Here is a 21835-nt window from a genome sequence, read left to right as displayed (position 1 = left end):
CGAGCCTTGGGGCGGGCGTGTCTTGTGTCCGCCCCGCCGCTCGCCTATTCCAAGGGGGAATATTTTCGGGGAGGCCCATCATGACCAAATTCGACAAATCCAAGCTACCCAGCCGTTATGTGACCGAAGGCCCGGCGCGCGCGCCGCACCGGTCCTATTACTATGCCATGGGCATGACCGAGGATGAGATTCACCAGCCCTTGGTCGGGGTCGCGACCTGCTGGAACGAGGCGGCGCCCTGCAACATCGCCCTGAGCCGTCAGGCGCAGGCGGTCAAGGGCGGCGTGAAAGAGGCGCATGGTTCGCCCCGTGAATTCACCACGATCACCGTGACCGACGGGATCGCCATGGGCCACGAGGGGATGCGTTCGAGCCTTGCCAGCCGCGAGGCGATTGCCGATACCGTGGAACTGACCATGCGCGGCCATTGCTATGACGCGCTTGTCGGTCTGGCGGGTTGCGACAAGTCCCTGCCGGGCATGATGATGGCCATGGTGCGCCTGAACGTGCCGTCGGTTTTTGTCTACGGTGGTTCGATCCTGCCCGGCAAGGCCCCGCAGATCGACGATATCCCCGAGGATTTCCGCACCCGTGACCTGACGGTGCAGGATATGTTCGAGGCCGTGGGCCGCCACCAGAACGGCGAGATGTCGGACAAGGCGCTGGATGTACTTGAGCGCGTGGCCTGCCCGTCGGCCGGGGCCTGTGGCGGGCAGTTCACCGCCAATACCATGGCTTGCGTCAGCGAGGCGATTGGCCTTGCCCTGATGAATTCCAGCGGCATGCCCGCCCCCTATGAAAGCCGCGACCAGTATGGCGAGGCCTCGGGTCGGGCGGTCATGGACCTGTTGGCAAGCAATGTCCGGGCGCGTGACGTGGTGACCCGCAAGAGCCTTGAGAATGCCGCGCGCGTCGTGGCCTGCACCGGCGGGTCGACCAATGCCGGGCTTCACCTTCCGGCGATTGCGCATGAGGCGGGGATCGAGTTTTTCCTTGATGATGTCTGCGAGATTTTCCGCGACACGCCTTATTTCGTCGACCTCAAGCCCGGTGGCACATATGTGGCCAAGGATCTCTACGAGGCGGGCGGTATCCCGGTGGTGATGAAGGAGTTGCGCAAGGCGGGCCTGATCCACGAGGATTGCGTCACGGCCTCGGGCCGCAGCATTGGCGAGGAGTTGGACCGCATCGACCGCGAGGCCGACGGCAAGGTGATTTATCCTATCGACCAGCCCCTGACCAAGACCGGCGGTGTTGTCGGCCTGAAGGGCAACCTTGCCCCCGATGGGGCCATCGTGAAGGTCGCGGGCATCCCGACGCAGCACCAGCGGTTCACCGGGCCGGCGCGCGTGTTCGAATGCGAGGAAGAGGCCTTTGCCGCCGTGAAGGCGCGTGAATACGAAGAAGGCGAGGTGATCGTCATCCGCAACGAAGGCCCCGCCGGTGGGCCGGGGATGCGCGAGATGCTGGCCACCACCGCGGCGCTTTCGGGCCAGGGCATGGGCAAGAAAGTGGCCCTGATCACCGATGGCCGTTTCTCGGGCGCGACGCGGGGTTTCTGCGTGGGGCACGTGGGGCCGGAAGCGGCGCATTGTGGCCCGATCGCCCTGTTGCGCAACGGTGATACGATCACCATCGACGCGGTTTCGGGCGAGTTGAGCGTGGACCTTTCCGACGAGGAGCTGGCCGAGCGCAAGAAGGATTGGGCCGGGCCGAAGGAAACCATCTATGCCAGCGGCGCGCTTTACAAGTATGCCAAGCTGGTGGGCGAGACCTACAAGGGCGCGGTGACCCATCCGGGCGGCAAGGCCGAGCGTCATGTCTATATGGACCTCTGACAGGCCAGGGCGGATGCGCATGGCGGTCAGCCTGAGTGCCATGCTTTTCCTGTCCGCCTGCATGGGGGATGTCGGTGCTTTCGGGCTTTCGGGCCCGGGCGGCGGCAAGGCAAAGGCGGTTCGTGAGTTGCCGCTTTTTCGGGGCGCGGTCGTGGTTCGCGCGCCGGATGGTTATTGCGTGGATGCCGCGCATGTGACGCGGGGGCCGTCGGCAACGGTCGTGCCCTTGGCAACCTGCGGCAGCCTGACCGGAGAAGGCTATGTGCCGGTGGAACCTGCCCTGATGACGGTTTCGGTTTTGCCGAAACGGTTCGGCGCGGAACAGCCCACGGCGGCGGAATTGGCCGCCTCTTTGGCCCCGGTGGAGGTCAGCAACGCCGAGGATGGCGACGGTATCGCGCTTGTGCGCGTGTCCAATGGCGGTGAGACACGGCTTCCGGAAGGCGACCCACGTTATTGGCGCGGTGCGATGGAGGTCAATGGCCATATCGTTGGCCTGGCGCTTTACGGGCGAACGGATGGTGGTTTGTCCGGGGCGGAAGGGCGGCGCTTGATGCTGGATCTGGCCGAAGCCTTGCGGTCGGCAAGTACGAAGGCGGCACCGGGGTAAGTGCCCGCGCCTTCGGCGGTGGAGGTCATGACAGAGCAATCCCCGGCACGCGTAAAACCCTTGGGCGGTTTCTTGGGTGGATTGTTCCCAAAATCCGGTTAATGCTATGGAGGCGTTAACTTTTACCCGTTAAGGGTCGGACCGGAATACAGGGAAAATGCATGCCACAGTCGCGCAAATCGCTACTGAAATGGGCCTCGGATCGGCGCGGGCTTCGACGGTGGAGGAAGGCCGCGCAATCCGTGCACGACATGCGGATAAGCGACCTGCGGTCCGAGCGCGCGCGCGCGCGCAAATTGCGGTATTGGTTGAATGAATTGATCTCGGTCGCCGATAGCCGGATGGCCTTGCCGATGATCGGGTCAAACACCTTTTCCAAACCGCATGGAACCGATTGGGCCTGGCGGCCCGCGCTGTGGCGCGAACCCTTGGCCGCGCCGGGCATGTCAGCGGTGCAAAGCAAGTCCACGCTTGGGCGCGAAGTGACATTGTTTCACGACTGTCAACATTCCGAGTTGACGCTTCGGCAGTTGCGCAACCTGAGAGAGGCCGACCTGGCCCCCTTTGGCCTGCGCATGGATGTATTCAGTTTCGATGGCTCGTTCCTGTCGCTGGTGTTGGATATGCCGCCCGAGGTGGTGCAGGGGCTGGGGCGACGTCACCTGATCCGCATGGATACCATCGTGGAGATGGAAAAGCCGCTTGAGATTTTTGCCCGGCTGAACATCAAGCACGGCCCTAATACCGAACAGATCGTACGGGAATTGCCCCTGAATTCCGATGAGATCATGGTGGAATTCGATCTGGCCTATTCCGACCTGAATGAAAAACGGATCGAACGGGCCTGGATCGACCTGATCTTCGAGAACCCGCAGATGAGCCAGGTTGTCCTGCGGGACCTGACCTTTAGCCGCCGCCCCCGGGCCGAGTTTTGACGGAGAGAGCCGATGAGTGATTTCACACTGACCAAAACACGGCTGATCGAAGGCGTTTGGGAGGGGGTCTTGACCCGCAAGGGGGCGGGGAACGACCAACCCCAAGTCGAGGTAACGCATCTGGAACGGGTGCTTCGCGGGGTCGAGGTGACCGAAAAACCCGATGAGAGCCTATGGGTTGTCCGGGTGCCGGTGCCCTTGGAACTGATTGCCGACGGGGTTCAGACGTTCCTGATCAAGGATGTCAAAAGCGGCGAGACCCTGGAAAGTTTTTCGCTTCTGGCGGGGGAGGCCTTGAGCCATGACATTCGCGCGGAAATGAACCTTTTGCGAGAAGAGCTGGATATGCTCAAACGCGCCTTCCGGCGGCATTGCCTGGAGACGATGTAGGTTAACTGCCCTTGGGCAGTTTCACGATGGTCGGTTCGGTTTCCGGGGCGAGTTCTTCGAAATCGAAGTTATCAAGGCGTTTGGCGCGGCGGCCGACCTTGTCGGCGGAAATCTTGATGTCGGAAATATCCTTGGCCGCCTGATTGAAGTGCCGGTCGAGGTTTTCGACACGGGTTCCAAGGCGGTCCACATCGGCGAAAAGCAAGCCCAATTCGCGCCGGATGGCCCCGGCCTGTTCGCGCATGCGGGCGTCTTTGAGGATGGCGCGCATGGTGTTGAGGGTGGCCATGCAGGTGGTGGGCGACACGATCCAGACCCGTGCGGCAAAGCCGTCGCGCACCAGTTCGGGGAAATTGGCGTGCAGTTCGGCATAGACCGCCTCGGATGGTAAGAACATCAAGGCGCCATCGGCGGTTTCGCCGTCGAGGATGTATTTCTCGGAAATATCCTTGATGTGTTTCTTGACGGATGTGCGCAGGAACTTGGCGGCCTCGTTCACCTCCCAATCGGTGGTGGCGTTGCGCAGGGCCTCGTAGGCCTCAAGCGGGAACTTGCTGTCGATGCAGATCGGGCCGGGGGGATTGGGCAAGTGAATGAGGCAGTCGGCCCGTTTGCCGTTCGATAGCGTATGTTGCAGCGTGAAGCTGTCAGAGGGCAGGGCCTTTTGCACGATGTCGTGCAGTTGGATTTCGCCGAAGGCGCCGCGGGTCTGCTTGTTACTGAGGATGTCCTGAAGGGTCAGGACATCGCCCGAGAGCTTGGTGATATTCTCCTGTGCCTTGTCGATGGCGGTGAGGCGCTGTTGCAAATCGCCCAAGGTTTGCGCGGTGCGGCGGGCGGAGCCTTGCAGGTTCTCGTTCATCTGGCCCGACACCTGCGCCAGCCGCTTTTCCATCAGTTGCAGCATGTTGGATTGAGCGGCGGCTTGCGCCTCGGAGACGTGGTTGAGGCCCCCCGCAAGCTGTTGTTGCCCATCGCTAAGGCTTTGAACGCGCAGGCCCAATTCGCCCACCTGCCGCGACAGGGGGGCAGTCATGCTGGCGCTGCGCCCGGCGGCGCGGACGGCCATGATCAACAGGATCACGATGAGCAGCAGCACCGCTGCACCGGCCAAGATCAGCAGCACCAGGGGGGCGCTGAAGGAATAGGTTGTTTCGCCGATCTGGATCATGTGCGCCCGAAAAGCCTTTCGATGTCTGCAAGCTTGAGCTCGACATAAGTGGGGCGGCCGTGGTTGCATTGGCCGGAATGGGGGGTGGCCTCCATTTCGCGCAGGAGGGCGTTCATTTCCTCGGCCTGCATGCGGCGGCCCGAGCGGATGGAGCCGTGACAGGCGACGCGGCTGAGGATCGCCTCAATATGGGCGCGTAGGGTGAGGCTATCGCCTTGGTCGGCCAGTTCATCGAGGATGTCGAGAACCAGCGCGCGGGCATCGCATTGCCCGAGGATCGCCGGGGTTTCGCGCACGGCGATGGTGCCGGGGCCGAAGCCTTCGATGTGCAGGCCAAGACGGGCCAGATCGTCGGATAATTCGAGCAGCCGGGCGGCGTCGCCCTCTGACATTTCAATGATCTCGGGGATCAGAAGGGCCTGCGAGGTGACACCGTTTTCATCCATCTGGTGTTTGAGTTTTTCATAAACCAGACGTTCGTGGGCGGCGTGTTGATCGACGATGACCATGCCATCGGCGGTTTGGGCGACGATGTAGTTTTCGTGCACCTGCGCGCGGGCGGCGCCAAGGGGCAGGTCTTCGCGGGGCGGGGCCTCGGGCGTGGCGTCTTCCGTGACTGTTGGCTCGACCCGCGCGGACCATTCCGATTGCATATCGGCAAAGCCGGGGGCTTGTGCCTGATAGCTGGCGGCGCGGGCTTGGGCCGAGGGGCGGTCCATCTGGTAGACGCGGGGCGCGCCGGTGGGTTCGGGGCGCATGGCGCCAAGGGTGGCCCCGGCAACGGTGGTCGAGGCGCGATGCCCGGCCTCGGCCAGTGCATGGCGCAGGCCCGACACGATCAGGCCCCGCGCAAGGCCCGGATCGCGAAAGCGGACCTCGGATTTGGCGGGGTGGACGTTGACGTCAACCAGCGTGGGATCGCATTCGATGAAAAGGGCCGCAGCCGGGTGACGCTCACGGCTGAGGAAGTCGTGATAAGCGGCGCGCAGGGCACCGTATAGCATCTTGTCACGCACCGGGCGGGCGTTGACGAAAAGGTATTGCGCCACGGAACTGCCGCGCGAATAGGTGGGCAGAGCGGCGTAGCCGCGCATCTGCAGGCCTTCGCGGGTTGCGTCGATGCGCAGGGCGTTTTCGGCAAACTCCGTGCCCAAGATACGGGCCAAGCGGCCGTGCAGGGCATCGAACAGGTCGCCGGTTTCCGGGTCGGCCCGGAAGGTGACGCGCCCCTCGCCGCCGCCCGAGACATCGCGCAGGGTGAAGCCCACGAAAGGTTCGGCCATGGCGAGGCGTTTGACCACGTCGGTGATCGCCTGCGCCTCGGCCCGGTCGGTGCGCATGAATTTCAGGCGGGCGGGCGTGGCATGGAAAAGATCGCGCAGGGTGACGATGGTGCCGGCGTTGAGAGCAGCGGGTTTGACGCCACTCATTTCACCGCCGCTGACTGCAACCTCGGCGGCGTCATGGGCTTGGGCGCGGGAGGTGATGGTCAGCCGCCCGACCGCGCCAAGGCTTGGCAGGGCCTCACCACGAAACCCGAAGGTGTGGATATTCAGAAGGTCAGAGCCGTCGATCTTGGAGGTGGCATGGCGCGACAGGGCCAGCGGCAAATCATCGGGCGCGATACCGCAGCCATCGTCGCTGACCCGGATCAGGGTCTTGCCGCCGTCGGCATAGCTGACCTCGATCCGGCGGGCGCCTGCATCGAGCGCGTTTTCCACCAGTTCCTTGACCGCCGAGGCGGGGCGTTCGACCACTTCGCCGGCGGCGATACGATTGATCGCGGCATCGTCGAGTTGCCGAATGATAGGGGGTGCGGCGCTTATCTTGGGGTCAGGTTGGTTCATCTGGGCATATCTAGCATGGGTGGGCCCGATTCTGCCAGCGAAGGCTTGCTGTGCGCGGGGATTTGGCAAAAGAAATTTCGGCGTCTGGGTTGGCACTGGTAAATATTCAATTATGTGAATGAAAACCCTTTGAGAGGAGTCCCAGATGTTCACGCGCACCAGTGCTTCAAACGGACCACATTCGCCCGAGGTGACCGGATTTTACGATCCGGCCACGGGGTCCGTACAATATGTTGCCGCTTGCCCGGAAACCGGGAAAGCGGCTTTGATCGACGTGGTGCAGGATTTTGACCCTGCCGAAGCGCGCAGCCGCTTTGACAGTGCGTCGGTCATACTTGAGTTCGTCAAGGACAAGGGACTTGAAGTGGAGTGGGTGCTGGATACCCACCCCCATGCCGATCACCTGATGGCGTCCCGTTGGCTGAAAGAACAAACCGGCGCGCCGAATGCGATCGGTGCCAAGGTGCGCGATATCGGCGGGCTGTGGGAACGGATTTACAACACGCCCGGCGCCTTTGACCCGGACCGGGATTTCGACCGGCTTTTCGAAGATGGCGAGACCTTCAGGCTGGGTAATCTGGAGGTGCGGGTGATGCTGTCGCCCGGGCATACGCTTGGGTCGATCACCTATGTCATGGGGGATGCCGCCTTTGTGCATGACACGTTCATGCATGTGGATGTCGGCACATCGAGGGCGGATTTCCCCGGTGGGTCGTCGGATGACCTGTATGACAGTTTGCAGGCGATTCTGGCGCTGCCAGAGGACACGCGGCTGTTCATCGGGCATGATTATCCGCCGGTGAAAGACCGAAAGGAACCAGCATGGGAGGCCACGGTGGCGCGGCACAAGGCCGATAACCCGCATGTCGGGGGTGGGGCCACGCGCGAAGCCTTTACCAGGCTGCGGGATGAGCGGGACGCCACGCTTGGGCTGCCGGATCGGATGCTCTATGCCTTGCAGGTGAACCTGCGGGCCGGGCAATTGCCGGAGCCGGAGGCGGATGGCAACGCTTATTACAAGATACCGGCCAACCGGTTCTGAAGCGCGCGAAAGGATACGACATGCAAAGCGAAACCATCGGTGGGGCCACTTTCGAGACATGGACGGTTGAGGAGGTGGCCGAGGCCTGGGCCAGGAACGAGATCGTGCTGATCGACGTGCGCACGCCGCAGGAATACATGTTCGAGCATATCGAGGGCGCGCTGTTGCTACCGATGCCGTTTTTCAATGCCGAAAAGCTTCCGGGGCAAAAGGACAAGCGTATCGTGTTCCACTGTGGTTCGGGCGTGCGATCCGAAAAAATCGCGCGGGCGGCTATCGAGGCCGGGATTGACCGGATTGCCCACATGAAAGGCGGGTTCGGCGCGTGGAAAGAGGCCAAGCAGCCCTATATCGGGACGAATATGGCCACCGGCGCACCCACCCGCGTTGAGGGTTAAGCCCAGCGGCCCGTGAAATCCTCGGGCACCATCAGGATATCGCGGTCAAGGGTCTTCACGTCGGTGCGCCCGCAGAGGCCCATGGAAACGTCCAGCTCCTTGTGGATGCATTCCAATGCCTTGGTCACGCCCTCTTCGCCCATGGCGCCAAGGCCGTAGACGAAAGCGCGGCCGATGTAGGTGCCTTTTGCGCCAAGCGCCATGGCCTTCAAAACATCCTGCCCGGTGCGAATGCCGCTGTCGAGATGCACCTCGATCTTGTCGCCCACGGCGTCAAGGATCGGCGGCAGGGCGCGAATGGCGCTGAGCGCGCCATCAAGCTGTCGCCCGCCGTGGTTGGACACGATGATCGCATCGGCGCCCACATTGAGCGCCTCACGCGCGTCGCGCGGGTCCATGATACCCTTGATGATGAGGGGGCCGTCCCACATCTTGCGAAACTCGCGGATGCGGTCCCAGTTGAGGGAGGGATCAAAGGCTTCGGAAGTCCAGGTGCTAAGCGAGGAGGGGTCGGTCACGCCTTTGGCGTGGCCCACGATATTGCCGAAGGAGCGGCGTTTCGTGCCCAGCATGCCAAGGCCCCAATGTACCTTGGTCATCATGTTGGCGATGGAGGAAGGTGTAAGCTTGGGCGGGGCGGAAAGCCCGTTCTTGAGATCCTTGTGCCGCTGGCCAAGCACCTGCAAATCCACGGTGATCATCGCCGCCGAACATTTGGCGGCTTTGGCGCGATCAAAGAGGCGCTGCATGAAATCATCGTCTTTCAGTGTGTAAACCTGAAACCAGAAGGGTTTGGTGGTGTTCTCGGCCACGTCTTCGATGGAGCAGATCGACATGGTCGAGAGCGTGAAGGGCACGCCGAATTTCTCGGCGGCGCGGGCGGCCTTGATCTCGCCGTCGGCGCATTGCATGCCGGTCAGGCCGACGGGGGCAAGGCCCACGGGCATCGCCACGTCCTGCCCGATCATCCGGGTTTTGGTGCTGCGCCCGTCCATATCGACGGCCACCCGTTGCCGCAGGTAGATGTCATTGAAATCACTGGTGTTTTCGCGGAACGTTTGTTCCGTCCAACTGCCCGACTCGGCATAGTCGTAGAACATCTTGGGGGTGCGGCGTTTGTAGATGCGCTTGAGGTCATCGACGCAGGTGATTACGGGCATGGGGTATCCAATCGTAAAATGGTAAATATTTATTACCAATCCATGCGGGTGCGCGCAAGAAACAGGCTGATGCGCCCTTGGCGGCGTGGCAAGGGGGCGTTGCCCCCTCGGCCTGCGGCCTCACCCCCGGGATATTTCGGGCCAGAAGAAAGGCAGGGTCAGGCGGAATGTGCGCCGTCGGCCAAGCCTTTGACGAAATCGAGGACCTCTGCGGGGCTCAAGCCCTCGGCCAGTTTGCCGACGATGGCAGAGCCGACGACCGCGCCATCGGCGACGCCGGCGATTTCACGGCTGGTGTCGGGAGTGCGGATGCCGAAGCCCACGATCACCGGCAGGTCGGTGTGCGATTTGATGCGCGCGACCTCGGGGCCGACATCACTGGCCTGGGCGGCGGCGGCGCCGGTGATCCCGGTGATAGAAACATAGTAAACAAAGCCCGAGGTGTTCGTCAGAACCTTGGGCAGGCGCTTGTCGTCCGTGGTGGGAGTGGCAAGGCGGATGAAGTTGAGCCCGGCCTTTTGGGCGGGAATGCACAGTTCTTCGTCTTCCTCGGGGGGCAGGTCGACCACGATCAGCCCATCGATCCCCGCCTCTTTGGCATCGACGAGGAATTTGTCCACCCCGCGGCTGTAGATCGGGTTGTAATATCCCATCATGACAATCGGCGTGGTGTCATCGGTTTCGCGGAACTCACGGGCCATTTGCAGGGTGCGTTCCAGCGTCATGCCGCCTTCGAGCGCGCGTTGACCGGCCAATTGGATGGTCGGGCCATCGGCCATCGGATCGGTGAAGGGCAGGCCCATTTCGATGATGTCGACACCGGCGCCGGGCAGGCCTTTGACCACCTCAAGCGAGGTTTCGTAATCAGGATCCCCGGCCATGATATAGGCGACAAAGGCCTTCTTACCTTCGGCGTGCAGCGCGGCGAATTTGGCGTCGATACGGGTCATGCGGGAATCCTGAATTCTGGTTCCCGGTGGTTTCGCTCAATCCGCGCCCAAGTGCAATAACGATCATGCCTCGGTCATGATTATCCAGTGAGTGCCGTAGCGGTCGCGGACCATTCCGAAGCCAGATGAGAAGAATTTGGCGCTGTATGCGTCGATGACGTCGCCGCCCTCGGCCAGCCGGTCGTAAAGCGTCCGGCCCTCCTCGGGGTCGGAGACGACATGCGTGACCGAGACAGCCTTTTGGGGATCGCCCTCCATTCCCGGGGGGAAATCGCCCGCCATAAGGCGCGAGCCGTCGGGGAAGGCAAGCTGCGAATGCATTACTCTGTCGCTGTCGATATTTTGTGGCGTGTCGGCGGGCGCGTCGGACCATTTCATAATGGTTAACTCGCCGCCGAACACATCGGCATAGAAGGTCATCGCATCGGCGCAGTGACCTTGGAAATGCAGATACGGGTACGGCATCGAGGTTTCCTGTTCGTTAATGCTCGGACCACCTTTGCTTGCCATGCTGGCCGGGCCTGCGGCAAGGGGTGACTTGCAACGCGCCCGCTTGCGGCATAGAAGCGCCGCGTTACCGTAATGGAGGGCGCGAGATGGGTTTCAAGATGGGTATCGTGGGCTTGCCGAACGTGGGGAAATCCACGCTCTTCAACGCGCTCACTAGGACGGCCGCGGCGCAGGCGGCGAATTTCCCGTTCTGCACGATCGAGCCCAATGTGGGCGAGGTCAACGTGCCGGACCAACGTCTTGAAACACTTGCGGAGATTGCCGGCTCAAAGCAGATCATCCCGACGCGGATGACCTTTGTGGACATCGCCGGGCTGGTGAAGGGCGCCAGCCAGGGCGAGGGGCTGGGCAACCAGTTCCTGGCCAATATCCGCGAGGTGGATGCCATCGCCCATGTGCTGCGCTGTTTCGAGGATGGCGATGTGACCCACGTTGAGGGGCGCGTTGATCCGGTGGCCGATGCCGAGGTGATCGAGACCGAATTGATGCTGGCCGATCTGGAAAGCATCGAAAAGCGGCGCGCGGGTCTGGTGCGCAAGCTGAAAGGCAACGATAAGGAGGCGGTTCAGCAGGACCGTTTGCTGTCCGAGGCGCAGGCCATGCTGGAAGAGGGCAAGCCCGCCCGGCTTGTCGAGGTGAGCGAGGACGACGTCAAGGCCTGGAAGGGGCTGCAACTTCTGACCACCAAGCCGATCTTGTATGTCTGCAACGTGGATGAAGGCAGCGCGGCAGAGGGCAACGCGTTCTCGGCAAAGGTGGAAGCCATGGCCGCCGAACAAGGGGCGGCCAGCGTGGTGATCTCGGCCCAGATCGAGGAAGAGATCAGCCAGTTGGACGCCGAAGAAGCCGTTGAATTTCTTGAGGAATTGGGGCTGGCCGAGGCCGGATTGGCGCGTTTGATCCGGGCGGGTTATGAGCTGTTGCACCTTGAAACCTATTTCACCGTCGGCCCGAAAGAGGCCCGTGCATGGACCATCAAGACCGGCACCTCGGCGCCCAAGGCGGCGGGCGTGATTCACGGCGATTTCGAAAAGGGCTTCATCCGGGCCGAAACCATCGCCTATGACGATTTCGTCGCTTGCAATGGCGAACAGGGCGCGAAGGAAGCGGGCAAGATGCGCGCCGAGGGCAAGGCCTATGTCGTCAAGGATGGCGATGTTTTGCACTTCCTGTTCAACACCTGAGCCGGGGCGGCCTGCCTCATCGTCGAATCATGCCGGCGTATCTTGGTGAATGATCGGGGTTTTGGCGTTGCCGTGAGACGGTGCTGTCGTGTCGATCTATTTGGCCGAAGGTGGCGGCCTGAAACGGTGTACATGAATGCGCTGTTGGGCTCATACGCATGTTTCGAGCCTTATAGACCGGCGGCTTCGAAGCCCCGGGCCGGGGGCCGGGTGGCGATCCACCATGCCAATCGGGAATTGAGTGACATAAGGGGCAATTCCGACTTGCCCCCCCGTGCCGCTTTCGATAAACGCGTCGGCGGAGACGTGGCCGAGTGGTCGAAGGCGCTCCCCTGCTAAGGGAGTAGGCGGGAAACCGTCTCGAGGGTTCGAATCCCTTCGTCTCCGCCATTATTTCCCAAATAAAACATTATTATTAAAATATATTTGGGTTTTTTAAAATCTTTACCAGCAAAATTACCATCAAAAGATATTCTATTTGCTGACACTCCCTGCGTCTGGTTGCAGTTCTATGCAATACTGGTGCAATTGCGCTTGCTGACCCGACGCCGTGGCTCTTTCGCGTTCAGGGGTTCTGTCTCATCTCCACTCCTTGGTGGTTACGATGTGCCAGAAACCTCCTCTTATAAAACTGCCATAAACTGTTTCATTCGCGCTGACGTCAGACACAAACGAGATCATATTGATGGTGCTGTAATGGAATCCGAGGAGGTGCAATCAACTGTTCTCGGCATAGAGGAGGGAGCGATGATCGTTGCATTCCGGCGGCACAGCCTATTGCCGCTGGATGTCTGTCTCTACATTCCGCACCGAGCATTCCACAGCTGACTTGATCATAGCTGCACAGATGCACCCCGAGGCCGGATCCGGGGTTATCTGCCCCGGGCGTCCACGCCGGTGACCTGGAAGGGGGCCCATGCCGCGGGATGGGCAAATGACATGCCCGCGGCATCCGATCCAGTGTTGCTGACGAGCTGTTCCATGGCTTGACGGAGCGCTTCGGCCCGTGAAATCGATCCCGTGGCGGCCTGCGAAACCGCCTCTGGCGTCAACAGTGCCGCAACGTCGTCACGCACCGGCCAATGAGAGACAAGCAGTGACCGCGCGCCCGCGAAGAAGAACGATCTGGCGAGGCCTGACAATCCCTCTGCGTCCGGGCTCTGATCTGATCCGGCGGCAGTGTCGCAGGCCGAGAGGATCACCCAATCCGCGTTGAGCTTCAGATGTGTCACATCCGACGCGGTTAGAAGCCCGTCTTCGATCCACGCTCCTTGAGAGACCGCGGCATCGAGTTCTGGGTCCGGCAGGGGGGCGGGGCATTTTCCCCCTGTTTCGGTCTCGTTATCCGGGTTGAGCGGTCGCACCCCACAAACGGGCGGGGTCATGGCCAGGGCCGGTTCATCCAACCCGTCGAAAGCGCCGGCCATCAGACCGTGCGTGGCCAGCATGATGACCCGCGACCCTTGAAGTACACCAGACCTTTGCGCCTTGGCGAGTCCGGTTTCGGATGCATCCTTGCCAAGCAAGATGGCGTCCCCGGGAGATTTGAAAACGGCGGCAAGCTGTTCGATTTCCCGGCGGGTGCCGGGAAGCCGGGAAAGCTGTTTCACCATGGCGGGGTCGGCAACGGCGGATCGAAAGAACCGTTGGGTATCGACAAGCGCGGCGCTGCGGTCCGCGCTTGCGCTTCCGCTGAAATCGGGGTCCCCGAGCCCGAAGAAGGCATTGCCCCTTTCCGGTGCGCCGTCCTTGGCGGCACGACGCAACATGCGCAGCGAAGAAACCGCGGGAACGACAGACAGGGCGTGCGTGGTGCCAAGCCAGCTGGTCCTGCGGAGCTGCGCAGGGTCGGCATCGCCGTCCCGTCCACCGGGTGGTGCGGTGGTGACCAGGGTGGAAAAGGGCAAGCTTAGGAACATACCTTGCGGGGCGAGAATCCATTCGGGCTTGGACTTGATGATCTTCTGAATGGCAGGGTCGCCGAATAGGGTGCGAAACAGGTCGTGGGCGAAGGCACGGTCAAAGCCTCTTATGGCATCTTCGGGCGCTTCCTTGGCCAGGCTGACCCCGCCGCGGCTGTCGGCATCATCGCCCCGGGTCTGGGTTGCGCCGCCCCCATCAAGCAAGGAATGGAGGTACATTAAATCTTCACGCAGTTCCGCTTCGGTCCCGGGGATTTGGCTCCAGGCGAAGCCGTCTTGGCTAATCGCCCAAATCAGGCCGGGCGTGCCACCCTTGGGCGGCATTATCTGCAACAAGGCCTCATTCGGCCCAAGCAGTGGTGGCTTTTCCGCAGTGCCGCGAACTTCGCCCGCCGTGACCGGACGTGGTGCAAGAAACTCGAAAAAGCGCGGAAATTCTGCTTCAAGCTGTTCCTCGAGCGTCCTGACCTGTTCAATCGCCGCGGTTCTGTCGTTTTGCAGCGCAACGATTTGGGCGGTTGCGTCCGGGACTTGCCCGCCTTGGTCCTGAATTTGCTGGCCGAGTGTCTCGGTTATCGCCAAGGCCTTTTCCTGCGCGGCCTCGTAGGCGGCGAAAGTGGCCTGCAACCCTGCGTCGTCAAGTGCCAGCCTGGCCATGGCACGGCCCAGGGCATAGGCGGCCCCGCTTTGCCCCATCTGTGCGGCATGAAATGCCTCTTTGGCGAGTGTCTCGTTCAGGTCCGCCCGGGTTTGGCGCCGGCCCTTGTAGTTGAGTGAACTGCCCGGCGCCTGCTTGGTCGCTTGGGCCGACCACGCCTGCTGGGCAAATCGGATACCCGCTTGCCGACTTTCGGCGATGACCGATTTTCGCGTGATATCGTCCAGCGCCGAGGCTAACAGCAATCGCTCTTCGTGTGCCGATATCAGGTCGCCCAGCACTTCCATTGCCGGAAGGGGCTCATTCACGGCAATAAGTGCCTCGGACAGGCTTGTCATCAGGTAGCGTGTCTTGGGGCTTGTTTCTCCGTTGTCCTGCCGTGTCCTGTTCAGCACGTTCCGAAGGGTGTCGACCAGACGAGGATTCGCACCGTTCGTGTCAATCACCGCGACCTGCGTTCCGAGCGAACTGGTAACAAGCGCGTGGTCTTCGCCATGGGCGGCGGCGGCAACGGCCATGCCGTCCAACAAAAGCTGGTTGGCCTCTTCGCGCTTGTCGGATTTCGCAAGCAGCACCGAAAGGGTGCCGGTTCGATAGAGTGTCCGAACATGCGCCGGGCCCAACGTCGTTCTGGACAGTTTGACCAGCTCCCGGGCCAGTGGCAATGCCGTCTCGACCTGGCCTCCGTCGTTCAGTTCCAGCACATACAAGCCCAGGAATTCAAGCGTCTTGGCGTCGCTGGCCCCGTTCAGCTTTCGGCTGATCCCGTATCCCCGCCTGTAGGTTTCACGGGCCTTGTCGCGGAAAGACAGCTTGGCGCGATAAACGTGGCCGAGCGCGTGCAGGGTGTGTAGCACCTGCGGGCTGGCCATGCCGTGTTTGCGCTCGGCGGACTCGAGTTTGGCCGTCAGGCGGAGAAGGTCGCGTTCTGGTATTTCGGTGACGCCCTGTGCCGCGGCCCGATCATACCATTTCGACGCCTCGGCCGGGTCTTGTGGGACCGCCACGCCGAATTCATACATGGCACCAAGCTTGGACTGCGCAAGTGCATGCCCCTGTTCCGCAGCCGCGTGGAACCATTTCGTGGCCTCTGCAGGCTGCTGTGCTATGCCCCGCCCGTGATAAAGCATGAAGCCTAGGTCGAATTGTGCCTCCGCGTGGTTTTGTTTCGCGGCCAGAGTGAACCAATGGGCTGCCTTTGCCGCGTCGGTCGCAACGCCTTTGCCCCGTTGATAGATGTCGCCAAGTGAATATTGCGCACTGGCGCTACCTTGCTCTGCCGCCCGGCGATACCATCTGGCGGCTTTCGCAAGATCCTGCGGAACGCCGTGACCGAAGAAATAGCTGTAGCCCATAGATTCCTGTGACGATACATGGCCCTGTTCAGCCGCAAGCCTGTACCATTTGACCGCTTCGGTCCCATCCTTGGGAACGCCGTTCTGGCCGAACCTGTAGATGTAACCCAGGCTGAACTGGGCCGTGATATGGCCCTGCTTGGCGGCGTGTTGGAACCAACTGGCAGCTTCAATCCAATCTTCTGGCACGCCATCGCCCCGAGAATACAGAAACCCAAGGGTGTATTGGGCTTCCATATGCCCTTGCTCGGCCGCGCGCCGGTACCAGCGAGCGGCTTCAACCGGGTCCGCGGCCACCGTTTTGCCGTTCTTGTAGATAAAGCCCAGAACATACTGGGCTGCTGCGTGGCCTGCCTCTGCCAGGGGGCGTAATTCCTTTAGGGCGGTGTCGAAGTCTTCGGCCAGTGCCGCTTCATAGCCCTTGTCAAAGTCTTGTGCGAAAGACGGAGCCGTGTTCGAAGCCCCGAAGAAGAGTATCGCAATGACCAGGCATCGCGCTGTTTTTGCTGTAAAACGGTGAAACGGTGAAAAGCCCATCGACGGAAAGTGATGGATGGAAGATTCAAATGCAAGCGCGAATACGGCCCCGAAACGAACCTGTCCGTCGCCTGACGACTTTGGATAGTTGAGCGGTTTTCCGTTTTGTGAAACGGCCATATGAGTGCATACTTGGGTGTTATGCCACCAAGAGTTCCCAGCCTGTTGTTATTTAGAGATTTTCTCAGGAACCGCGAAAGCAGCTATGGTATGAGTATGCACATTAGAGCCAGAAACATGCACACCTTGTGAAACAAGGCAAAAAAAGCCCCGCACGAGGCGGGTGCTTGGCCTTTCCAGTGATCGCGTGTTCATTTTTTGAGGCAGTCTGTTTTCCGGCGTGTTTCCTCGGTCATTCCCAACATCGTCTGTTGATTGAAATGGTCCCGATCGTTGGCATGGAGAACGGTCAATATCCCTCCGCTTTCAAGAACGCCGCCGAAAAGTGGTTGATCCGGCAAAGCTTGTCAGTGGCTAACGCGGCGAGATCAACGCCTCGCTGCGCATTTCGATCATCAGGCCCTAGCGATGGGACACGGCGAAATCAATTCGTTCAAGGAAGTCTTCCGTCACGAGGCCTTCGATTTCCAAACCGGACGTGTCATTGTCGCTGAATACACGGTGGAGAATTTCGGGGGCGGCCCAGTTTCACGTTCTTCGGTCACTGTCCGTTAAGCAAAGCCTTTAGCGGGACACGTAGTCGAGAAGGCCTTGCCCCCCTTCCTCGATGTCATGGGAAATTGCATCGCGTGCACCGGCGGAATCTTGTTTGCCTAGCGCGTCCAGAACTCGCTGATGCGGATGGGGTTCCCCGGTTGCAGGCAAGCCTGAGTCGTACAAGTGGGTTAGAATCGGCCCGCACCTTACCCACAGGCCCTCAATGATTTCATAGGTCAGGGGAAGTTTGGCCAGTTTGGCAAGCTGGAGGTGGAACTGTGTGTTCAGGTCCACCGCTTCCTTGTAGTCCTTGTTCTTTTGTGCCTCCATAAATTGTGCATGAAGGTCAGCCAGTGACTTGATTTCGTCTGCGCTTGCGGCTTGGGCGGCCTGGGCCGCGCAGCGGCCTTCCAGATCCATTCGGATATTTCGGATTTCCAGCAATTGATCCTTCGTCAAGTGCGGGACCGTGACGGTTCCACGGCCGTTGAGGGTCAAGGCGCGTTCGACGACAAGACGGGTCAGGGCTTCGCGCATGGGGGTGGGGCTGATGCCGAATCGCGCCGATGTCGGACGAAGCGGAAGCTGGTTACCCGGTTCCAAGTGCCCTCTCATCAAGGCGTTCCGTAAGGCGTTATAAGCTCTGTCGCTAAGGTTTTCCTTTACGATTGGCTGTACCCAACTTTCTGATTTCATTTGCTTTTCCGAGCTATTCTCCACGAGTTCCACCTTTTCGTACTAACCAGTTGCCACGTCTGTAATAACATATTACGTTATTTGTTATAACGCGCCAAGGCGATATGATGTTGAGGAGCCATCATCACTTGAATTGCCCGCGTTCGGAGGGGACAGATGATAGCAGTCAGAAAACTCAGTGCGCGTCCGGGAATCGACGTTTGCACCGTTCCCGATCCTCAGGGTCGGCCGGGTCAGGGCATGCTTAGGGTGCGGGTCGAAGCGGCGGGGATCTGCGGAAGCGATTTGCATGCCTATGAATGGTCCTCTGGCTACGAGTTCATGGAAGAACGTCTTCCGGTCACGTTGGGGCACGAGTTTTGCGGTACAGTACATGCAGTTGGCCCCGGAGTGAATGACTTCGCAGAAGGCCATCGGGTGGTTTGTTGGCCCGTCATCGCCTGTGGGAAATGTGAAGGCTGCAAGCGCGGTCACCCTGAACAGTGCCGTGACCGCTCCATCATAGGGTTGCACCGGGACGGGGGGTACGCCGAATGGGTGGATGTGCCCGCAGGTCGCTGCTTCATCGTGCCGAATGATCTGGACCCGCGTATTGCGGCCCTTGCTGAGCCGCTGGCCGTGTCGGTGAATAGCGTTGATTTGTCCGAGGCTGGCCCCGGGGATGCCGTCGTGGTTCTGGGGCCGGGGCCGATCGGCCTTGGTGCGGCATGGGTCGCACAACATCGCGGCGCGCAGGTCCTTCTGGCCGGGCTGAACGATGATGCACGCCTGAAGGCGGCGCAGGACATGGACTTGAAGCATGTCGTGGATTTGGCACGTGCCGATCTTGCCTCCGAGGCGCGCCGGGTTTTCGGGCGTGATGCCGACATGGTGATCGAGGCTACGGGCCATCCCGATTCTGTATCGCAGGGGCTGCGCCTTTTGCGGCCGGGTGGTGTGTTCGTGGCGGCCGGCATACATGCGCGGCCCTGCGAGATCGACCTGACCCGTTTTGTTCGTGAGAAAAAACAAATCCGGGGTGCGCATGATACGACGCGCGCCGCGTTCGTGGAGGCCATTTCGCTTCTGTCGGACAACGGGGGTGTTCTGTCGCAGTTGATCACTCACCAGTTGCCGTTCAGTCGCGGCCCGGAAGGGTTCGAAATCGCCAAGGGGGGCGCGGCGGTCAAGGTGATGCTGGTGCCGGACCATGCCGAGGAGGAAAACGGTCAATGACGCAAACAACACGTGCCGTAATCGCGAAGGGGGCCGGCGGCCCGGAGGTTCTTGAAGTGACTGAGGCACCTTTGGCGCAGCCCGGTCCACGGGAACTTTTGGTGCGCGTTATGGCGGCCGGGGTAAACCGCCCGGATGTCATGCAGCGCCAGGGGAATTATCCGCCGCCGCCGGGGGCCTCTGATGTGCTTGGGCTGGAGCTGGCGGGAGAAGTCGAGGCCGTCGGGCCGGATGTGCAGCATTTTGCCGTCGGTGATCGGGTCATGGGGCTGGTCGCGTCGGGGGCTTATGCCGACCGGGCCGTCCTGCCCGAACAGACCGCAATCGCCGTGCCCGATAATCTGTCGATGGTCGAAGCGGGGGCGGTGCCCGAAACATTCTTTACCGTCTGGAGCAACGTCTTTGAACGGGCTGGGCTGCAATCCGGCGAGACGATTTTGATCCACGGCGGAACCTCCGGGATCGGGACGACTGCGACGATGCTGGCCAAGGCCATTGACGCGAATGTCATCGTGACCGCGGGGTCGGACGAGAAATGCAAAGCATGCCTCAAGCTCGGCGCTGATCACGCGATCAATTACAAGTCGGACGATTTCGTCACGGCGGCCCGTGACCTGACCGGGGGGCGGGGGCCTGATGTAGTGCTCGACATGGTGGGTGCGGATTATTTTCAACGCAATCTCGATGTCGTGGCCGAAGATGGCCGCATATCGCAGATTGCCTTCCAGACAGGAAGCCGGACCGACCTCGACCTTGGGCCTCTTCTTTTCAAGCGGCTGACGCTGAGCGGATCGACACTGAGGGCGCGCCCCATCGAGATGAAGGAACGGCTTGCACGGGCGGTGGAAAAGAACGTCGGTCCGATGCTGGCCTCGGGGGCGGTGCGCCCGCTGATCGACAGCACCTTCGCACTGGAAGACGTGGCCAAGGCCCATGCGCGGATGGATAGCAGTCAGCACATTGGCAAGATCGTCCTGACAACAGAATAAACGAAATCAAGGAAATTGAGCATGACAAAGCACAGCAAAGGTTTTGCCAAGGGTAACCAGTCCGGAGGGCAGATCATGGCGGCGGCCCTGTCGCGCCACGGCGTGACAGAAATCTTCGGGCAATCCCTACCGTCCGCACTGATCCTCGCGGCGCCGGACCATGGCATTCGGCAGGTCGGTTACCGTACTGAGAATGCCGGTGCGGCGATGGCCGATGCCTATGCCCGCATATCCGGCAAGGTGCCTGTGGTGACGGCGCAGAATGGCCCGGCGGCGACGTTGCTCGTTCCCGGCCTTGCCGAAGCGCATAAGGCGTCGATTCCCGTGGTGGCCATCGTGCAGGAAGTGCATCGCGACTTTACCGACAAGAACGCCTTTCAGGAGCTGGATCATGTCGCTCTGTTTTCCGGGGTCGCCAAATGGGTGCGGCGGGTGCCGGATGCATCGCGCATCGACGATTATGTCGACATGGCGTTTACCAATGCCGCGACGGGCCGCGCCGGGCCTGCGGTTCTGTTGGTACCTGTCGATGTACTGGACGAAGCGCCGGAATTTACCCCTGACGCGCCGCGTCGGGCCGCGAACCTCGGGGAATACCCGCTGGACAGGACCTGTGCCGATCCGGCCCGCGTCGCCGAGGCAGCGGACCTTCTGGCCGGTGCGAAAGCGCCGCTTGTGATTGCCGGCGGGGGCATTCATTCCTCGCGTGCCTATGATGCGCTTGGCCGGTTGCAGTCACTTGGGATTCCGGTGGCGACCACGCTCATGGGGAAAGGGGCGGTGGCGGAAACCGATCCGCTTTCGGTTGGTGTGGTCGGGTATTTCATGGCCCCCGGCAGCCGAACCTCGCATATGCGCGATCTTGTGACCGGGGCGGATGTCGTGCTGTTGATCGGCAATCGGACCAACCAGAACGGCACCGATAGCTGGTCGCTTTATCCCGAGAACGCCACGTATATCCATCTGGATGTGGACGGTACTGAAGTGGGCCGAAACTACGAGGCTGCGGTACGTCTTGTCGGGGATGCGCGCTTGTCTCTCGACGCGCTGGCCGATGCGCTTGATGCGCGGGACACCGCCGCGCTGGACGCGCGCCGTTCGGATATCGAAACCCGGATTGCCGAGGGGCACGAGGCGGCGCAGAAGGAACTTCTGGAGATCGTCGATATGGATCAGGCCCCCGTGCGTCCCGAGCGCATGATGGCCGAAATCGACAAGCAGCTTAGCGATGATGCCATCGTCGTGGCTGACGCGAGCTATTCGTCGATCTGGATTGCGAATGGCTTGACGGCCTCAAGGTCCGGGCAGCGTTTTTTGGCACCGCGTGGCCTGGCCGGGTTGGGCTGGGGTTTGCCCTATGCCATCGGCGCGAAAAGCGCGCAACCCGATGCCCCGGTGATCTGTGTGACCGGTGATGGCGGATTTGCCCATGTCTGGTCGGAACTGGAAACCGCCCGCCGGATGAAACTGCCGATGGTGGTGGTTGTCCTGAACAATCAGATTCTCGGATATCAGAAGCACGCCGAACTGAGCCTGTTCGGTGACCATACGGATGTTTGCCATTTCGAAGCCGTCGATCACGCTGCCATTGCCCGTGCCTGCGGCTGTGCGGGTGTTCGCGTGGAAACGGCCGAGGGTTTCGCTCCGGCGTTGTCCGACGCGTTGAAGGCCGATGGCGTGACCGTGATTGATGTCGTGACCGATGAACGGGCACACCCGCCCGTCACCGTGTTCCACGGGAAAGCCGCACTCGATTACTAAGACCAACTTT

Annotated in this window: 18 protein-coding genes and 1 tRNA gene; 12 read left to right on the top strand and 7 right to left on the bottom strand. The window is 61.2% G+C overall.

The window, feature by feature from the left end; genetic code table 11:
* Positions 1–80 precede the first annotated feature (80 nt).
* The 4 genes from ilvD (at position 81) to RBB32_RS05505 (ending at position 3773) form a co-directional block, all read left to right on the top strand.
* The gene (gene ilvD / locus RBB32_RS05520; RefSeq protein ID WP_306151694.1) at positions 81–1838 is read left to right on the top strand and encodes a dihydroxy-acid dehydratase; all 1758 of its coding nucleotides are present in this window, start codon (positions 81–83) and stop codon (positions 1836–1838) included.
* Positions 1819–2448, top strand: a complete 630-nt coding sequence (locus RBB32_RS05515; RefSeq protein WP_306151693.1) for a hypothetical protein — start codon at positions 1819–1821, stop codon at positions 2446–2448. The genes ilvD and RBB32_RS05515 overlap by 20 nt, the downstream gene beginning before the upstream one ends.
* 161 nt (positions 2449–2609) lie before the next feature.
* On the top strand, positions 2610–3383 hold the full coding sequence (locus tag RBB32_RS05510) for a DUF6478 family protein (RefSeq protein WP_306151692.1): 774 nt from the start codon (positions 2610–2612) through the stop codon (positions 3381–3383).
* Between the two features lie 12 nt (positions 3384–3395).
* On the top strand, positions 3396–3773 hold the full coding sequence (locus tag RBB32_RS05505; protein ID WP_306151691.1) for a hypothetical protein: 378 nt from the start codon (positions 3396–3398) through the stop codon (positions 3771–3773).
* Position 3774: 1 nt separating this feature from the next.
* Here RBB32_RS05505 and RBB32_RS05500 read toward each other — a convergent pair whose 3' ends face one another.
* Positions 3775–4944: a DNA recombination protein RmuC gene (locus tag RBB32_RS05500; protein ID WP_306151690.1), complete on the bottom strand. Its 1170-nt coding sequence runs from the start codon at positions 4942–4944 to the stop codon at positions 3775–3777.
* Entirely contained in the window at positions 4941–6791 is a 1851-nt protein-coding gene (gene mutL, locus RBB32_RS05495; RefSeq protein ID WP_306151689.1) for a DNA mismatch repair endonuclease MutL, read from the bottom strand. Before mutL ends, RBB32_RS05500 begins: the two co-directional genes overlap by 4 nt.
* Before the next feature lie 145 nt (positions 6792–6936).
* Between mutL and RBB32_RS05490 the strand changes: the two genes are divergently transcribed.
* Positions 6937–7833: an MBL fold metallo-hydrolase gene (locus tag RBB32_RS05490; protein ID WP_306151688.1), complete on the top strand. Its 897-nt coding sequence runs from the start codon at positions 6937–6939 to the stop codon at positions 7831–7833.
* A 20-nt stretch (positions 7834–7853) separates the two neighbouring features.
* Positions 7854–8231 carry a rhodanese-like domain-containing protein gene (locus RBB32_RS05485; RefSeq protein ID WP_306151687.1) on the top strand — a complete coding sequence of 126 codons (378 nt, stop codon included), beginning with the start codon at positions 7854–7856 and terminating at the stop codon, positions 8229–8231.
* Here the strand turns inward: RBB32_RS05485 and RBB32_RS05480 are convergent.
* From RBB32_RS05480 to RBB32_RS05470, 3 genes are all read right to left on the bottom strand, one after another.
* Positions 8228–9391, bottom strand: a complete 1164-nt coding sequence (locus RBB32_RS05480) for an alpha-hydroxy acid oxidase (RefSeq protein WP_306151686.1) — start codon at positions 9389–9391, stop codon at positions 8228–8230. The genes RBB32_RS05485 and RBB32_RS05480 overlap by 4 nt on opposite strands.
* A 158-nt stretch (positions 9392–9549) precedes the next feature.
* The gene (gene trpA, locus RBB32_RS05475) at positions 9550–10341 is read right to left on the bottom strand and encodes a tryptophan synthase subunit alpha (protein ID WP_306151685.1); all 792 of its coding nucleotides are present in this window, start codon (positions 10339–10341) and stop codon (positions 9550–9552) included.
* Between the two features lie 63 nt (positions 10342–10404).
* Positions 10405–10851 carry a VOC family protein gene (locus tag RBB32_RS05470; protein WP_306151684.1) on the bottom strand — a complete coding sequence of 149 codons (447 nt, stop codon included), beginning with the start codon at positions 10849–10851 and terminating at the stop codon, positions 10405–10407.
* Positions 10852–10937: 86 nt separating this feature from the next.
* Here RBB32_RS05470 and ychF point away from each other — a divergent pair, with 86 nt between their 5' ends.
* The 3 genes from ychF to RBB32_RS21330 all read left to right on the top strand — a co-directional run bounded on the left by ychF (position 10938) and on the right by RBB32_RS21330 (position 12863).
* Positions 10938–12035: a redox-regulated ATPase YchF gene (ychF, locus tag RBB32_RS05465; protein WP_306151683.1), complete on the top strand. Its 1098-nt coding sequence runs from the start codon at positions 10938–10940 to the stop codon at positions 12033–12035.
* Positions 12036–12335: 300 nt separating this feature from the next.
* Positions 12336–12425 (top strand) — tRNA-Ser (locus tag RBB32_RS05460).
* A 36-nt stretch (positions 12426–12461) separates the two neighbouring features.
* Positions 12462–12863 carry a hypothetical protein gene (locus tag RBB32_RS21330; RefSeq protein WP_371931026.1) on the top strand — a complete coding sequence of 134 codons (402 nt, stop codon included), beginning with the start codon at positions 12462–12464 and terminating at the stop codon, positions 12861–12863.
* Between the two features lie 44 nt (positions 12864–12907).
* Here the strand turns inward: RBB32_RS21330 and RBB32_RS05450 are convergent, their stop codons facing one another.
* A complete protein-coding gene (locus tag RBB32_RS05450) occupies positions 12908–16507 on the bottom strand; it encodes a CHAT domain-containing protein (protein ID WP_306151682.1) in 3600 nt (1199 codons plus the stop codon).
* A gap of 684 nt (positions 16508–17191) precedes the next feature.
* Complete coding sequence (locus RBB32_RS05445) at positions 17192–17884, bottom strand: GntR family transcriptional regulator (protein ID WP_306151681.1); 693 nt, start codon at positions 17882–17884, stop codon at positions 17192–17194.
* A gap of 132 nt (positions 17885–18016) precedes the next feature.
* Here RBB32_RS05445 and RBB32_RS05440 point away from each other — a divergent pair, with 132 nt between their 5' ends.
* From RBB32_RS05440 to RBB32_RS05430, 3 genes are read left to right on the top strand one after another with little or no spacing between them, the layout of a single operon-like run.
* Complete coding sequence (locus RBB32_RS05440; RefSeq protein ID WP_306151680.1) at positions 18017–19075, top strand: zinc-binding dehydrogenase; 1059 nt, start codon at positions 18017–18019, stop codon at positions 19073–19075.
* A complete protein-coding gene (locus RBB32_RS05435; RefSeq protein ID WP_306151679.1) occupies positions 19072–20064 on the top strand; it encodes an NAD(P)H-quinone oxidoreductase in 993 nt (330 codons plus the stop codon). Before RBB32_RS05440 ends, RBB32_RS05435 begins: the two co-directional genes overlap by 4 nt.
* A 21-nt stretch (positions 20065–20085) precedes the next feature.
* A complete protein-coding gene (locus tag RBB32_RS05430) occupies positions 20086–21825 on the top strand; it encodes an acetolactate synthase catalytic subunit (protein ID WP_306151678.1) in 1740 nt (579 codons plus the stop codon).
* The last annotated feature ends 10 nt before the right edge of the window (positions 21826–21835 follow it).

It is taken from the genome of Roseovarius sp. MMSF_3281 (genome assembly GCF_030733685.1).
Taxonomy (GTDB): Bacteria; Pseudomonadota; Alphaproteobacteria; order Rhodobacterales; family Rhodobacteraceae; genus Roseovarius.
Note: the sequence above shows the minus strand (reverse complement) of the source record. Positions and strands in the feature narration are given on the sequence as shown.